Origin of the sequence: Rouxiella aceris (assembly GCF_012933545.1) — a bacterium.
GTDB lineage: Bacteria > Pseudomonadota > Gammaproteobacteria > Enterobacterales > Enterobacteriaceae > Rouxiella > Rouxiella aceris.
In genome coordinates this window covers 134,655-151,040 of sequence record NZ_JAADJU010000006.1, presented here as the reverse complement: position 1 = coordinate 151,040, position 16,386 = coordinate 134,655, and the positions used below count along the sequence as shown (strand labels likewise).

Sequence of the window (16,386 nt, the reverse complement as noted above, 5' to 3'; positions counted from 1 at the left end):
GTTAACACTATATAAAACAATCCATTATATAGATTTTACTTCCATCTCTTTTGGTATCCGTTACTTATGAACAATATAAACATCTCCCTATCCGGCAACCCGATCCCCGCGCAGAATACAGCGGATAACCAAGCGACCCCGCGGCGTCCGTTTAAGGTGATCAGCAAAGCCATGGCCAGCAACCACTCGGTGGCCGACGTGGCAGGCAAATTCAAAAGTGCAGAAACACCCCGCCAGCTAGCCCGCGCACTGGGTCACGAAGAGCTGATAAAACTGGGCTATCCCCAGGCTGACGCCGATAAAAGCTATCTGCTGGCGATCGCCCCCCACAGCGGCGAGAAAACTGTCCTCTCCCTGACCGATATGCTGCTGCTCAATACGCAAAAAAATAAGTCATGGCTAGATAGCAGCACCGCGCCCACCGAAAAAATTGTCCTGCTCGACAGCAAAGGCCAGGTTACAGGCACCGGATGTCCTTTGTCGCCGGAGACCTGGCGCACTATCATCTGGCAAGTGGATTTTAAAGGCTATTACCTGCAACATCTGCAGCAGAAAACAGCAACGCCGGGCTATCAGCAGGATAAGGCCTTTCTCAATAAGGCGGCGCTGATTAAAACCTACAAGCTGGCCTATCAGGGCGGCAAACTCAGTGACAGCGCCATGCAGCTTGCCGCCCGAGCGGCAGGTTTGCCGGAGGAACGCGTCGGGGATGCCGCCAGTTGGTCCTCGCTGACTGCCAGTCGCATCAAAAGCGCCCGGCCAGATGCCAGCGTGGACATCGGGATGGTGTCAATCAACGGTAAAGCCTCCACCGACCTAATGACCTTTCGCGACAAAAAGAGTGGGCAGTTGCTGCTATGGAAACCAGGCAGCTCGCCGCCATTAATTGAGTTCAGTTCGGCGCAAAAGCTCAGAGAATATCTGCTGCGACATGCCGATTCCCCGCAAAAAATGCAGGCGCTGTTATCCCATTTCAGCCGTAAAGATACCCGTACCGATCACCCGTTTCGCGACTTTGTGATGGCCTACGGCGTTGAGCTGGCGCTGGCGAAAATGCGTAAAGGAGAGCTGGATCTGCAGATCAGCCTGGGGCTAACCACCAAACAACAGCACGATCCCTTTGCTGAAATGGCCCGCCGACAAACCGCAAGACTAAAGTCAGATGCCGATACGCTGATTGTCTCTGACGCCGACGCCGGAGAGCGCAGCATTAAACAGCGGCTCAGTGATATCAATACGTTGATGCTGCTCTTTGCCCCGCTGGCTGCCGTTGTACCGCCACTGGCGGCGGCGACCAATGCGGCGTTACTGACCAGCGGCCTGACGCAAGCAGGGGTGGGCGGCTACGATATCGCCCAAGGCAATATCAGTGAAGGGCTGCTGGAAATGGCCGACGGCGGGATCAATATCGCCCTGTCGGCAATCGCGGCCGCCAGCGATGCCAAAGGCCTATCAGCGCCGTCCAGGAAAACCGAGGAGATGGCTGCCCCGCCGAGCAACACAGATAACATTGCCCCTTCCCGGCCAGCAGCCGACAGTGCGGCAGTCCCCGCAGCGGCAAAAAACCAGCCGAAACCGTTGCGTCCGTCCCGAGAACAGCTTTCAGCCAAACATTACCGGGAAATAGAGATAACCGACACCGGCGGGGGCAAAAGTCTTGGCTATGTGCCGCTGTGCAATGACGAAATAAAAACGATTTACCGATTTGATGCCGACAGCGGCAATTTCCACCAGACCGGACAGTCGGTAGATGCAGAGGGACGCATTATCGGGTTGGCGGGAGGCGTCAGACCAGATATCGTCGCCTGGGTTGCTGAGCACTGGGCCGCCACCACCGGCGCAGGCCGCTCAGTCAGTGCCAGGATCCGTGCGCTGCTTGAACATGAAGAACGCCCTGCCGGGCTTTCAGGTCCGCAACTGCATAGCGCCCTGATGCAGTTGCCAGCGGGAGAAGCGCCGGAAGTGACCCAGGGCACGGTGCAGCATATTCTCGGACAATCACATGTGCTGGCCAGACCGGAAGTGATCGCCTGGGTCTGCGAGCATTGGGCATCCACCGCCATCGCTGGCCGTTTAGCGGGGGCCAGGGTAGCCATGCTGCTTAAGCGCGCGGACAAACCCGTCCTGCTGCGAGGCACGGAACTGCACCAGGCCCTTACGCAATTGCCGCCAATGGAAAGGCCCGGCATAAGCCTGCAAACCATTCATAAGGTTATCGCCCAGTTGCAGGCTGAGGCCAGGCCGCAAGTGACCGCCTGGGTCGGCGAGCACTGGGCATCCACCACAGCGGCAGGCCGTTCCGCAGCGACCCGCATAGAAGCGCTGTTTGCCCGGGAGGATCGCCCCCGCGATATTGCTGGCCCGGAACTGTATAGGGCGCTAATGCAACTGCCGCCCAGTGTAAGACCGGTCATCAGTCTGGGTGCGGTGCAGAACACGCTGGCACAGTTGAATGTTCAGGCCAGACCACAGGTGATCGCCTGGGTGCAGCAGCACTGGGCAGCAACCGCCGCAGCCGGTCGCTCAGCGACGACCAGATTAGCAACACTGCTTGCCCGGGCGGACCGACCCGAGGGGCTTTCCGGCGCAGAACTGCATCATGCGCTCGGACAACTGCCGCTGGCGGAAAGGGCCACTGTGGGCCTAGGAACCGTCAAAAACGCCCTGGCACGATCAAATATTCACGCCAGACAAGAAGTGGTCAACTGGGTCCGGCAACACTGGGCCGCCACCGCAGCCCGCCCAGTGCCAGCCAGAATAGAAGCGCTGCTTGCCCGGGCAGACAAGCCTGAGGGGCTTTCCAGCCTGGAGCTGCATCATGCCCTGCTGCAACTGCCGGAAGCGGAAAAACAAGGTGTGAATCTGAAGACAGTGCAAAATGCGCTGGCCCAGTCGAATGTTCAGGTTAGAGCGGAAGTGCTCGCCTGGGTCAGAGAGCACTGGCCATCGACCGCTGCCCCTGCCCGTTCCGTCCCCGCCAGGATAGAGAGCCTGCTTAACCAGGTGGACAGACCCGATTGGATCTCGGCCCCAGAGCTGCATAATGCCCTGACGCAACTGCCGGAAAGCGAAACACCAAAGCTAAAACTGGGGATGGTACAAATTGCTCTGGCACAAATTAATGTGCAGCCCAGGCCGGAAGTGGTGGCGTGGGTCGCGGATCGCTGGGCAGCGACAGCGGCGCGGGGCCGCTCAACGGTGGCCAGGATCGAAGTGCTGCTTGCCCGGGAAGACCGACCCGCCCGGCTTTCTGGCACGGAACTGCATAATGCGCTGATGCAACTCCCCAAAAAGACAAGACCGGTGATCGGTGTCGGCACCGTCAAAAATGCTCTGGCACTGGCCAATGCCCAGGCCAGTCCTGAAGTGGTCGACTGGGTTCGGCGCAACTGGGCATCCACCACTTCGGTCGGCCCTTCGGTGGGGGCCAGGATTGAGGTACTGCTTTCACGCACGGACAAACCCACCGCGCTTTCCGGACCGCAATTGCATCATGCCCTGATGCAATTGCCGCCAAACGAAAAACCTCAGGTCAGTGCCAGCACCGTTCAGATTGCTCTCGCACGCTCGAACGCGGCACCGAGAGCGGAAGTGGTGGCGTGGATCCGCAAACACTGGGATTCGACCGCTGCGACCAGCAGCTCAGCGACCACCGAGCCCACCGTTGAAGCGAGGATAAACCTGCTGCTGACCCGGCCAGACCGACCCTCGGGGCTTTCAGGCACTGAACTGCATAATGCTCTGATGCAACTCCCGCAAGGAGAAAGACTTCCGCTTAGTCAGGTAAGCGATCACCATGCCGTCGGCGCAGCAGTCCCCGCGGCACAGGCCAACCAGGAAATGGGCACCCGGCGAAGTTCGGGGGGCGATAGTCCACAGCCAGGCCCTGCGGCGAAACGTCTCCGTGCCGAAAATCCCGGCAGCGACAAGTAAATCGTGGATCGACGACAGAAAAAAACCAGTGAGTAAACTCACTGGCTGGCGACATTTCACCATTACTCAGAAAAGCGGTTAATCGACAATGCGGTCATCCACCGCACTGCACAGTTTTCTTGGCTAGAGCAAAGTATCTGCGTAATATGAGGAAAGATAAATTGATGAGTTTTCCAACAGGAGTTCCTCTTTTATGTCCTCACCACGTCTGCAGCAGCAATTTATTCGTTTATGGCAAAACAGCCAGGGCCAGTCGACAGAAACAACTCTGCAAGACTTGTCCGGGGTAGTAAATTGCTCACGCAGACATATGCGCTCCCTGCTCAATATGATGCAAGCCCAGGGCTGGCTGCAGTGGGAAGCCGAGGTCGGGCGCGGCAAAAAATCACGACTGACGTTTCTGATTAGTGGCCTGCAACTGCAACAGTTGCGCGCAGAGGAGCTGATCGAGCAAGATGGCGTCGATCAGCTGGTGCAACTGGTCGGCGATAAAACAGCGGTACGGCAAATGCTGCTTTCTCAGTTGGGGCGTAGCTTCCGACAGGGTAAACACATTCTGCGGGTACTCTATTATCGTTCGCTGTTTAACCTGCTGCCCGGCACCGCGCTGCGCCGTTCAGAGACCCACCTGGCCAAACAGATTTTTAGCGGTCTGATGGGGATAAATGAGGAAAACGGGGAACTACGCGGCGATTTGGCCCATCACTGGCAGGAGATCTCAGCGCGGCACTGGCGATTCTACCTTCGCCCGGCGATCCGTTTTCATCATGGCCGTGAATTGCAAATGGCCGACATCATTAGCACTTTTACCCGTCTGCAAAGCCATCCGCTGTTTAGCCATATCGCCAGCGTCGAGTCTTTGACCGCTAACGTTATCGATATTCACCTGAAATCCCCCGATCACTGGCTGCCCTGGCTAATGGGCAGCGTCCATGCACTGATCCTGCCGCAGGAGTGGCAAACGCGGGAAGACTTTGCGCGTAACCCCCTGGGTACCGGCCCTTACGCGGTAATACGCAATCAGTCTACCCAGCTTAAAATCCGCGCCTTTGACGACTATTTTGGTTACCGTGCGCTGCTCGATGAGGTCAATATCTGGGTGTTGCCGGAACTGACCGAAGAATTGATGCATTCCGGCGTGCAGCTTCAGGCGGATGATACGGTCAAAAATGAGCTGGAAAGTCGGCTGGAAGAAGGCTGTTACTTTATTCTATTTGATCGACGCTCGCCGCTTGGCGCTGATGCCGCCTTGCGCCAATGGCTGGCCGAAGTGCTTAATCCTATTGCCCTGCTTAATGCTTCGGCAGCGGAGTATCAGCGTTACTGGTCCCCAGCCTACGGATTATTGCCGCGCTGGCATCACCGGCGACCGCAGGAACAACATGCCAAACCCGTTGCGATCAGCGAACTGACCATCACTTTCTATAGCGATCACGCTGAGTATCAGGATATTTGCCTGGCGCTGATGCCACTGCTCGCCCGCCACGGCATTGAACTCAAGATCCAGGTGGTGGATTACGCCTGCTGGCATAAAGGCGAAGCCAAAAGCGATCTCTGGCTGGGAAGCGCCAACTTTACATTACCCATTGAGTTTTCACTATTTGCCACCCTGTATGAACTGCCGCTAATGCACTTTTGCCTCGGCGACAAGCTGGCGCTGGATGCCGAAAAATGGCGTGCCGGTGAACTTCCCCTGGCGGAGTGGGCACAGCAGTTGGTTGACGGCAATCATATCCATCCGCTATTTCATCATTGGCTGTTATTGCAGGGGCAGCGTAGCATGCGCGGCGTCAGAATGAATACCCTCGGCTGGTTTGATTTTAAATCTGCCTGGTTTGCCCCACCGGATGCCTAAACCCGCTTTCAACCGCGGCAAAGATGCCATGCTCAACGGGGATCGCCTTGCTATTGAGGCTCCCTGCTCCCCCATTATGCTGTCAAAAACTATAATTTCTGCGCCGGATCACCAAAGCTCGGTGCCGATGACTCTGCCATATTACCCCCATCGTTTAATTTTTCATGGCAGATTTACCCATGTTCAACACCTCCCTGGCCAATACTTCTACAACAATTACCACCCAGCCTCGCAGGACTGTTGGTCAGGGTATTCCTCCTGTCCGCAGCCAAACAGCGACCCCCCTTCCTGAGGCCAGCGCTGAACTGCAGCGCACAATTCTGCGCGCTGGCGAAAGCTGGCCAGACTGTCCAGAGGTCTGTGGCGCACTAAAGGATATGCTGAAATTATCCGCCAATTTCAGACAACAACTGCAAGCCGCCACTGGGCTATCTTTTGCCGAATCCCTGCCCGCATATCCGCAAAAAATCGAGGACCTGCTGGACTCGGCTCACCTCAACCTTGATGAAAGCCGCAATACACTCAAAGCCACGCTCCTGAGTCTGACCGCCGCGCCCCCGAAGGAAGAGTCCACCTCTGGCCAAATCATTACCGACGCATTGCAGGGCATGGCGCTCAATATCCTGCTGGAAAGCGGATTAAAGTTGAGCGGAATGTCCCGAGAAACGGCGCAGACAGTCCTGCCGGTGATAAAACTCGTCCGGGACTCGCTGGCGGTGGTTAATGAAAAACAGAGCCCCTTGGCCGACCGGCTGCAGGCGATCACCGGTAAGCTGAATGCCGCACATCTCGCGTTAAAGACAGCCAGTCCTCACTCGACCGCCTGCCGTTGGGTAAACATCCTCTGTGATGTCGTGGATGTACTGAGCCATGGCCTCACCTCGGGTTCCCTGCAGGACTCGCTGGCAAAAATGCAGAATATTCAGCCATTGTCGACCATCGGCGAGAATGTGCTCTCGCTGATTAAGCAGGCTGAAATATTTCAACAGTGGCAAAAAGGCGAGCTGACCGACGACGCGCTGGCAATTAAGGTGTTGGAAAACGTGGCACCGAAACAGTTTACTCTGCTGCTGAGTATTGCCAGGAAAGTAAAAGATGCCGCCGGTAAGCACGGTGCCCTGGCGGCAATAAGCCATGAACTCCCGAGTTGGCCAAAGGAGAAATCGGCCATCGCCGCACTGCGCTGGATGCTGGCAGCCATGCAGTCTCCCGCCCTGCGCGAAAGGCTGGAGACCAGTGACGGGCAGCGGCTCAAGAATGCGTTGAAGTTGGATGATCAAGAAGCCGCCTTGATGCAACAGGGGCTGTTAAAGCACACCAGGCAGTTGGCCAGTTTTCCGTTTAAAGGCAGTTTGGCAGAGCAGTTCCGAGCGCTGACGCAGATGCCCGAATTGGCAAATCTGTTTGGGCAGATGGACGTTAGCGTCAATGACAAAATCCCGCACCTCGGTCCGCTACTGAAAGATGGCCTGCAGTTGTCAGATCTGCAAGGGGTGGCGGCAGCGTCCGGTACATGGCAAATAACCAGAGAGCTCGCCAGACTGGCAGATAGCAAAAAAGTCGGTTATGCCGCCGCAGAAGCCCTGCTTGGCGGCAGCCTGGCGGCGCTAAAGAAATTTGGCGGCGCCATTTATGATATTGCTCAGGCGTTCAGCCTGCCGGCTAAAAAAGCCTACGGATTTTACAAAAGCGAATATGCTCCCGGCAGCACCACCAGTATCAATACCTTTTACCGTGGCCTTATCCACTATATTAGTGATGATTATAAAACCAACCCGTCAGACTACACCCTGGAAACTCTGAACACGTTGTCGGCAATGCTCTCCGGGACTCTGAAATGTACCAACGGTCTTCGGGCGTTGATGGGTAAAAACACCGCCGAGCTGCTCGAAGAATATACCCACAGCGACCCGGCAAAATTTTCGCGGCTGGAGCACACGCTTATCCATGCGGTGCTGGATACCAGGCTGGCGTTTGAAATCCGTGACGCCTTGCAGAAAGAAGATTACGTTCAGGCAAAGAAACTGCTGATCCCGCTGCGCAGGGTGCTGGAAAGCTGTGCCGGAGACCACCTGTTCCTGCGCAGGATGGCCTGCCTTGTGGAGTCGCTCCCGGCGTTGTGTGATATTCACCAGGAGCTCAAAGACATTAAAACCCCGTGCAGTGAGCTGCTCGGCAAGTTGAAACTGCGCAAGAAGGTACTGGCGGCCACGCCGGAGAGGCTTCACACATTACCCTCCCTTAAATTGCTGCAACAAGAGCTGACCCTTCTGCAACAGAAAACCGGTATCCAACCGACTGCCACAGAACGGCTGCAGGCTGACCTTGAGGTGATGCGCGCAGCTATCGCCCGGCTTGGGCAAGGGGAGCTGCGCCACCAACTGGAAAGAGAACTGGCTACGCTGGAACCGGGGCTGGCGACCCTAAAGGCTGCCGTGGAGCGGCAGGATGGTGATGTTGCCGAGCTGTTGCAAGCTCAGCAACACCTGCATAAAACGACACGCAGCACGCTGATGAAGGAGGAGGTTTTAGCCAATAAGCTTGAACTGGCGCAGCTTGAGAACATGGAAAAAATGCTCAACGAGGTGCCGGAAAAACTCAGTCTGCCATCCCTTTCCTCTTTTACCTCGCTGTCATCCCTGCCAACCCTGGCCATGGATTTTATGGCTCTGCTACTGAGCAGTAAAAAACCGGGCCTGCAAGCGGCGCAGGCGCAGTTGGAAACGCTGGTCACCAATAGTGCATCAGATTTTATTACTGATGGCGTTCACTGGATGACCGACAAGACCAAACAGCTGTTTACCAAAGAGGTCGAGCTAACGCCGGAGGAAAAGGCACAGGGTTGGTTTGTCGTCGAGCGTGATTTTTCGACGGGACAGTTGCTGGCAGGTGGTGCTGCCGGTGCGGCGTCAGGCGCACTGTTGTCATCGGTATTCCTGCTGCTGTCCGCACAGGGGATACCGGGTATGCAAAGGGGTGATGACAGCAATCGCTCAGTCACCATGCGCAGAACCGCCACTGATATTAACGAAGAAACAGGCCCGCAGACCGTGCTACTGACTCCCTCGCATGCGGATATATATAAAACCACCACCGAGCCGGTAGCAGATGCCGGTGTGGCCTGGAAGAAATGGCTGCTAATGGCCCTGCCGGTTGCGGCTGGTGCCGCAACGGGTGCGGCGATTGCGGCGGCAGTGAAGCCGGCTATTCGGGAAAAACGTGATGAAAATGGGCAGCCAAACTGCATGGCGGCTCTGAGCGGGCCAGGCCAGTTGCATTTGGTTACCGGAGAGGATGGCGTCAGCAAAGGAATTATTCAGCAAGACGACGGGCAAAGTTCGCGGGTACGGCGAGGACCATACATCTCTGCGATAATTGAAGAGATCGTTGAAGCGGAAAATACGCATTTTGAAGAGGAAGCCAATCGGATAAAAGCGGAACAAGAACGCATAGAAACTACCCGAAATAACTGGACGGAGGCCCAAATCAGCAACCGTCTCAACCAGGAAATTAAACAATTAAAAACCGCGACCCTTATTATGAGCGGGAGTATATTTGATCCGCTTGCTTATATCGATCAGTATATTTTCGACAGTATTAATGATTACCCCGCAGAGGGAGTCACGTTAACGCCCGACACGGTCATCACCATGAATAGAAACAATGGTGGTTCATTTCACAGCGCCAATGAATATGTCATTCTCCGCGATATTGTCACCGGGAAATTTGATTATCGTGGTAATAATTACATACCCCAATTTCCAGTTGGCACACCGCAGGGGCTGATTAATAAACTTATGCCAAATGCCACTGCGGCCACTACCGGAAGCTTCTTTGTCACCGGAGTAATGGACAAGTTCAATGAGGATATCGCCAAACTGGAGAACAGTCCTTACTTTATGAAGGGGGCCGAAGATTTTTGCCATCTTTCATTTAAGTCAATGGCGAAAGGTCTTCTCCAACAAGCAGATATTCTCCCGCAACTTAAAGTGGTGCTTGAAAGCCATGTATCAGGAGAGACAAACGCTCTTCAGTTGAACTTCCGTGGTGAGCCGCTGGCGGGGGTGACGGCCCTGCGTTATGGTGATGATATTCTGGCCTGGAATATTTATGGAGAGTATAAGCAATTTAAAGATAGCGAATTATTCAATGGCGACAAAACTATCCAACAATGGATAATTAAACATCTCAACTTGCAAAGCCAGTCTCTCTATAATGAAAGTGACGAAATAAGAAATAATGCCTTTAAGTCTTTCATTGCGCTTACCAAATCACTTGGTCCGATGACAAAAACGAAGTTTTACGCCAGTGCACTAGAGCTGCAATCTACCACTAACTTGGGTAAACAGACCATTACTAACATTATTAATAATATGAAAATTAATATGGATAAGTTAGTAAAGACCCAGGCAGAAACCACCTTTGATAATCTATTGACCTTAATGGGTAATGCTGCCACCGTAGGACTGGTGTTCGTTCCGGCTTACCCGATAGTCGCTATGGTTGCCAAAATGTTATTATCAGCGGGCATTACCTGGACAAAAGGACTGCTTTTGGCAAATAATGCCGATAGTCACGAGGAGTCCCAGAAAATACTCAGTGGGGCAATGAAAGACATATTACAAGGCGTGATACTTGATGGTATCCCCATCGGTTTAAAAGCGGCTTCTAAGTTTTTGAGCAAGGCAAAACCCTTCCTACGCAAAGCAGAGGATGTGTCAGCGAATATTATTGATAAAAGCTCTATGTATTCCACCATGGAAACAAAATCCAATACTAACGGCAAGAATAATAAAGCTTCTGACAATAAAAGCCCGATACCTTTTATTCGTTTTAATTTTGAAGGCAATTATGCAGAAATGTATGACCCTGCAACAAAAAAATACAAATCGTTAGTAGAAACGAATGATAATATTTATCCTGCCAGCACGACAAAAGCGGGACCCGCAGCAGTAGAAAGTCCGCATATGCAGGCATTAAATAAACTTTTTGCTTTGGTTAATGACAAACTGACCAACTCGACGCATGCCCCTTCGGCTAAAATAGCCGTTATTAGTCTGCTGCGAGAGGCAGGACTTATTGATATATTGACTGCCAGTCGTTTGTCGAAAGAAAAAACTTACCAGAGTTTTCTCGAGCCAGCCGCGCGCATTGACAGTCTGGACAAAATAAAACAGATACCTTCTGGCGCTCCCCTTGCCTTTGTGAGTGAACATAATAACAGCATGCAACATATTATGTTGCACCTGGAGAAGGGAGAGGCGGTAGGCACTAATAATTTTATCCTTGGTGATGCCACTGGCTGGAAAAAATTCAATTTAAGTGAGTTAAATTGGTTTGTTGATCCCGTAAAAGGTTTGGTTGTTCAAGATGAAAATGACAATAAATATCTTTTATATTATCAAAACACAGCCACCAGCGCAGAAAATCCCCAAGTCCAGAGCGCACCGCAGAGTGTGGCGCAGTCACCGGTCGTAACATCATCAGAACCGGCCAAGCGCGTAAATGGGGTAAGTTATTATATTATAAAACCGGGAGAACCTGTTGAAGATAGCAATGGAGAAGCAGACTTTACAGTTACTGCAGAAATTGTCGGTAAAATGAAAAAATCAACATTCAACTTTACCGTTAATAAAGAAACCAATCTCAATGATTTCTATTTTAAGGAGATCTACCTGGGGGCTTTACCATTATTAGGTAAAGGGGGCGAAATTGAGGCCCATGTACCAGCGAGTCTCCTCCCTAAAGAGCATTTACCGGAAAATGTCTCTGATAACGACATAATTATTTTTAATTTCAAACGGTCACCTGAACAATTAGCCAACAAAGTCTATATCTGCAAAGAAGGGGATACCGGATTGTCGGCCCTGGAAGAAAATCAGCGGCGTTTTCCAGATAAGAACATTGACATGGGAGATTTCTATATGAAAAACAAAGCTGTTTTTGCTGGTAAACATCTACATACCCCTCTGCCGGCGGGCACAAAAATTTATTTTGTCTAAGCTCGGGACCTGTAGATAACCATTGTGCTTATCTGAGCTGAAGAATTTTTTGGCTCCCCTTTTTACTTGCCGTGTGGCTGCAAAACAGTGCTGCCACGCGCCCAAGCGGGTGATTTGCCGTCCGAAGCATAACCCGCTTTCAACCGCTACACTAAATCTCTACAATAATGCCGTTCTCAACGGGGTGCTGATTGACCCGAGCCGCCTGGCGGCTTAGGTAACAGGCTGAGATAAACCCGTCGAACCTGATCCGGTTAATACCGGCGAAGGGATTTGAGAGTGCAATTTGCTGACTCAAAGTCCTTTGCCACGCCTGTTCTTTTTAAGACAAAAGATGGAGTGCAAAGTGTTTAAAAAATTACTGCCTTGCCTGTTGCTGGTTACTGCCCCGGTGCTGGCCGCCAAACCTGTCCTGACCGTTTACACCTACGACTCATTCTCCGCAGACTGGGGTCCAGGCCCGGCAATCAAAAAAGCCTTCGAAGCGGACTGTGGCTGTGAACTGAAATATGTGCCGCTGGAAGATGGCGTCTCACTGCTCAATCGTCTGCGTATGGAAGGCAAAAACAGCCCGGCTGACGTAGTCGTCGGCCTGGACAACAATCTGCTGCAAGCCGCCGAACAAACCGGTTTATTTGCCAAGCCAGCGGCCACTACCGCCAAACTGGCAATCCCCGGCGGCTGGAACAACAGCACCTTTGTGCCTTACGACTATGGCTATTTTGCCTTTGTGTATAACAAAGACAAACTCAAGAATCCGCCAAAAAGCCTGGATGAACTGGTCAACAGCCCGCAACCCTGGAAGATCATTTACGAAGATCCGCGCACCAGTACGCCGGGTTTAGGTCTGTTGCTGTGGGTACAGAAAGTCTATGGCGACAAGGCACCGCAAGCCTGGCAAAAACTGGCCAAAAAGACCGTTACCGTCACCAAAGGCTGGACCGAGGCCTATGGTCTGTTCCTGAAAGGCGAGAGCGATCTGGTACTGAGCTACACCACCTCTCCGGCTTACCATATTATTGAAGAGAAAAAAGACAATTACGCTGCGGCCAATTTCAGCGAAGGCCATTATCTGCAGGTTGAAGTTGCCGGGCAGCTCGCCGGTAGCAAGCAACCTCAGCTGGCGGCCAAATTTATGCAATTTGTCACCACCGCTGGCTTCCAGAACGCCATTCCTGGCGGCAACTGGATGTATCCGGTGGTGAAAACACCGCTACCAGCCGGTTATGACCAACTGACCGTACCTGCCATCGCCTTGCAGTACAGCGCAAAAACGGTCGCTGAAAATCGTAGCAAATGGGTGCAGGCATGGCAGAACGCCGTCAGCCACTGATCCCTGTCTGGCTGTGGCCTGGGGCGATTGCCGGGATAGGGATCTTGCTGGTCGCCTTGCTGGCTCTGGGCTCACTATTACGTCACGCGCCAGACCTCTCACTGACAGAGGTCTGGCAGGATAGCTATTTGTGGCACGTGATCCGCTTTAGCTTTTGGCAGGCGCTGCTCTCCGCCCTTTGCTCGGTGATACCGGCGATCCTGTTAGCCAGAAGCCTGTATCGCCGCCGCTTTCCCGGCAGAGCGTGGCTGCTGCGGCTGTGCGCCATGACGCTGGTATTACCGGTGCTGGTGGCTATTTTTGGTCTTTTGACGGTCTATGGCCGCGAAGGGTGGCTGGCTCAGCTATGTACCTGGTTCGGCATCAACTATCGTTTTTCGCCTTATGGCCTGCAAGGGATCCTGCTGGCGCATGTGTTTTTCAATCTGCCTTTAGCCAGCCGCCTGCTGTTGCAATCGCTGGAAAATATTGCCATTGAACAACGACAGATCGCCGCCCAGCTGGGGATGAATGGCTGGCAGCAGTTCAGATTTGTCGAATGGCCCGCCCTAAGACGGCAGATCTTACCCACCGCAGCGCTGATTTTTATGCTGTGCTTTGCCAGTTTTGCCACCGTGCTCTCCTTGGGCGGCGGCCCCAAAGCCACCACCATTGAACTGGCTATCTATCAGGCCCTTAGCTACGACTACGATCCGGGACGCGCGGCATTATTGGCGCTGATCCAACTCGTTTGCTGCCTGGGACTGGTGTTGCTCAGCCAAAAGCTCAGTCAGGCGCTGCCTGTGGGATATACCCATGCGCAACGCTGGCGCGATCCGGCAGATTCCTTTTTCCGCAGGATCAACGATAGCTTGTTGATCCTGCTAGCCCTGCTGCTGATCCTGCCGCCGTTGCTGGCGGTGATTGTCGGCGGCCTTAATCGCACGCTGCCCGAGGTCCTGCAACAGGGCGTACTGTGGCAGGCTCTGTGGCTGTCGCTGCGTCTGGCGATGGGCAGCGGCCTGCTTTGCCTGTTGCTAAGTATGATGCTGCTATGGAGCAGCCGCGAATTGCGTTTGCGCCAGCATCCTGCCTGGGGGCAAGGGATGGAACTGAGCGGCATGTTGATCCTGGCGATGCCGGGGATTGTGCTGGCGACCGGCTTTTTTTTACTGCTTTCTGATAGCGGCGGATTACCGCAATCCCCGTGGCTACTGGTGATCCTGACCAATGGCTTGATGGCGATCCCTTATGCGCTCAAGGTGCTGGAAAACCCGATGCGCGACGTCGCCGAGCGCTACACTCTGCTGTGTGTTTCGCTGGATATCCGCGGCTGGCACCGTTTGCGCTGGATTGAGTTTAGTGCACTAAAACGTCCCCTCGCCCAGGCGCTGGCCTTTGCCTGCGTATTGTCGCTGGGAGATTTTGGGGTGATCGCCTTGTTTGGTAATGAAAATTTCCGCACGCTCCCCTTCTATCTCTACCAACAGATGGGATCCTATCGCAGCCAGCAAGGGGCGGTGACGGCCATGCTTTTGCTGCTTCTCTGCTTCCTGCTGTTTAGTCTTATTGAAAAATTACCGGGCCGTCATGCTGACACTTAATAACGTCGTCTATCTGTATCAACATCTGCCAATGCGCTTTGATTTTCATATTGCGGCGGGTGAACGCGTGGCGATCCTCGGCCCTAGTGGCGCAGGTAAAAGCACCCTGCTTAGTCTGATCGCCGGTTTTCTTACTCCGGTGGAAGGGCTGCCCAATGAGCAACTGATTGTTCTGAACAGGCAGGATCATACCTGGACCGCCCCCGCCAAACGGCCGGTCTCGATGTTATTTCAGGAAAACAATCTCTTTGCCCATTTGACCGTGCGACAAAATATGGGCTTGGGGCTGCATCCGGGGCTATCGCTCAATAGCCAACAAAAGCAGGCGCTGCAACAGCTGGCGCAACAGGTAGGGTTGGCTGATTGTCTGGATCGACTCCCGGCCCAGCTGTCGGGTGGTCAGCGACAACGGGTGGCGCTGGCGCGCTGTCTGCTGCGTAGCCAGCCCATTTTACTGCTCGACGAGCCTTTTTCGGCGCTGGATCCGGCTTTGCGCGGTGAAATGCTGACGCTGCTGGACGAAGTCTGCCGACAGCGACAGCTGACCTTGCTGATGGTGTCGCATAATCTCGATGATGCAGCGCGCATTGCCGCCCGCACCTTTTTGATTGTTGACGGGCGTATTGTCTATGACGGCCCGACGCAGGCCCTGGTGGATGGCAGCGCACCGCAGGCCGGGGTGTTGGGCATTGCCAAAACTATCTGACTATCACCTGATACAGCAAACCGCTATAAACCGATAACAGCGGCTGCCGGAACAGCATAAACAGCGTAATCAGGGTTACCAGCCCACTGAACAGGCTGATCCAGGGTAAACGCGGTATCGTCAGCCAGGCGGAAAGCGCATCACGTCGCCCTTTGCCTGCACGATGCCAGCGCCAGAGTAACCAGACGCTCAGCCAGAGCAATACCAGGCTGGCAAACAGCAACACTTTAAACACCGTGGCGTTGTGGCTGTGGGGAATATCAATCGCCACGCCCGCTAAAATGCCCGGCAAGAAGTAGACCGGTGGCCAGGTAATGCAGCCAACAATATTGGGGGGTGCGAACTTATAAGGCGGCAAATTGAGCATACCCGCCGCCAGCGGCACCAGAGGGCGCGTCGGGCCAATAAAGCGGCCGAGGATCACCGTGGCAAAGCTGTGGCGTTCAAGGGCATAGCCGGTTTTGGTCATCAGTGAATGATAACGCCGCAGAAACGACCAGCGATGCAAGGGTTCTTTAAAGCGACGACCAATAAAATAAGAGACCCAGTCACCGCAGAAACAGCCCAACCCCGCCGCGATCCAGGCTTCATACAGGCCCACTTGGCCACTGCCAATCAGCGTTCCCAGGGTCGCCATCATTACTGTGCCCGGCAGCAATAATCCCACCAGCGCCAGCGACTCAAAAAAAGCCACCACAGAAACAATAATAAGTGCGAAACCCACTGACTGACCGACCAAATGTTGTAGATAGGCTTCCATAAAATTCCAGAGTTAAGGTAAGCAAGATACGTAAGGCACAACAAACATCATAGAGTTTAGCAATGAAAATGAAGGCGGCTGAATTGTCGGGAAATGGTTAAGGGGAGTCAACCCGGGAATTGTATGCGCATTTATCTTGCGGTTCCGCCAGCGCAGCACGGGGCTAAGAACTGTATAAATAACCATGCTATACTTGGGCAGTTGGCGGCGGTAG

At 53.7% G+C, this 16,386-nt stretch carries 7 protein-coding genes and 1 riboswitch; of the genes, 6 read left to right on the top strand and 1 reads right to left on the bottom strand.

Going from position 1 to position 16,386, the window contains the following annotated elements:
• Positions 1 to 66 precede the first annotated feature (66 nt).
• The 6 genes from GW590_RS12825 to thiQ all read left to right on the top strand — a co-directional run bounded on the left by GW590_RS12825 (position 67) and on the right by thiQ (position 15,412).
• Positions 67 to 3,933, top strand: a complete 3,867-nt coding sequence (locus GW590_RS12825; protein WP_169403442.1) for a dermonecrotic toxin domain-containing protein — start codon at positions 67 to 69, stop codon at positions 3,931 to 3,933.
• 193 nt (positions 3,934 to 4,126) lie between these two features.
• Positions 4,127 to 5,788, top strand: coding sequence for an HTH-type transcriptional regulator SgrR (sgrR, locus tag GW590_RS12820; protein WP_169403441.1), 1,662 nt, complete (start codon positions 4,127 to 4,129; stop codon positions 5,786 to 5,788).
• Positions 5,789 to 6,831: 1,043 nt separating this feature from the next.
• Positions 6,832 to 11,790 (top strand): hypothetical protein, encoded by a 4,959-nt coding sequence (locus GW590_RS12815; protein WP_169403440.1) that lies wholly within the window; start codon positions 6,832 to 6,834, stop codon positions 11,788 to 11,790.
• A 170-nt stretch (positions 11,791 to 11,960) separates the two neighbouring features.
• A riboswitch (TPP riboswitch) is annotated at positions 11,961 to 12,080 on the top strand.
• A gap of 56 nt (positions 12,081 to 12,136) precedes the next feature.
• Complete coding sequence (gene thiB, locus GW590_RS12810; RefSeq protein WP_169403439.1) at positions 12,137 to 13,123, top strand: thiamine ABC transporter substrate binding subunit; 987 nt, start codon at positions 12,137 to 12,139, stop codon at positions 13,121 to 13,123.
• Positions 13,099 to 14,706, top strand: a complete 1,608-nt coding sequence (gene thiP / locus GW590_RS12805) for a thiamine/thiamine pyrophosphate ABC transporter permease ThiP (protein WP_169403438.1) — start codon at positions 13,099 to 13,101, stop codon at positions 14,704 to 14,706. Before thiB ends, thiP begins: the two co-directional genes overlap by 25 nt.
• Positions 14,693 to 15,412 (top strand): thiamine ABC transporter ATP-binding protein ThiQ, encoded by a 720-nt coding sequence (thiQ, locus tag GW590_RS12800; protein ID WP_169403437.1) that lies wholly within the window; start codon positions 14,693 to 14,695, stop codon positions 15,410 to 15,412. Before thiP ends, thiQ begins: the two co-directional genes overlap by 14 nt.
• Here thiQ and GW590_RS12795 read toward each other — a convergent pair.
• Positions 15,405 to 16,172: a DedA family protein gene (locus tag GW590_RS12795; RefSeq protein ID WP_169403436.1), complete on the bottom strand. Its 768-nt coding sequence runs from the start codon at positions 16,170 to 16,172 to the stop codon at positions 15,405 to 15,407. The genes thiQ and GW590_RS12795 overlap by 8 nt on opposite strands.
• Positions 16,173 to 16,386 lie beyond the last annotated feature (214 nt).

What these genes read in the sequence shown, in the direction of transcription:
- GW590_RS12825 (WP_169403442.1), top strand. Translation starts at nt 67, where the DNA reads ATGAACAATATAAACATCTCCCTATCCGGCAACCCGATCCCCGCGCAG.
- sgrR (WP_169403441.1), top strand. Translation starts at nt 4,127, where the DNA reads ATGTCCTCACCACGTCTGCAGCAGCAATTTATTCGTTTATGGCAAAAC.
- thiP (WP_169403438.1), top strand. Translation starts at nt 13,099, where the DNA reads ATGGCAGAACGCCGTCAGCCACTGATCCCTGTCTGGCTGTGGCCTGGG.
- thiQ (WP_169403437.1), top strand. Translation starts at nt 14,693, where the DNA reads ATGCTGACACTTAATAACGTCGTCTATCTGTATCAACATCTGCCAATG.
- GW590_RS12795 (WP_169403436.1), bottom strand. Translation starts at nt 16,172, where the DNA reads ATGGAAGCCTATCTACAACATTTGGTCGGTCAGTCAGTGGGTTTCGCA.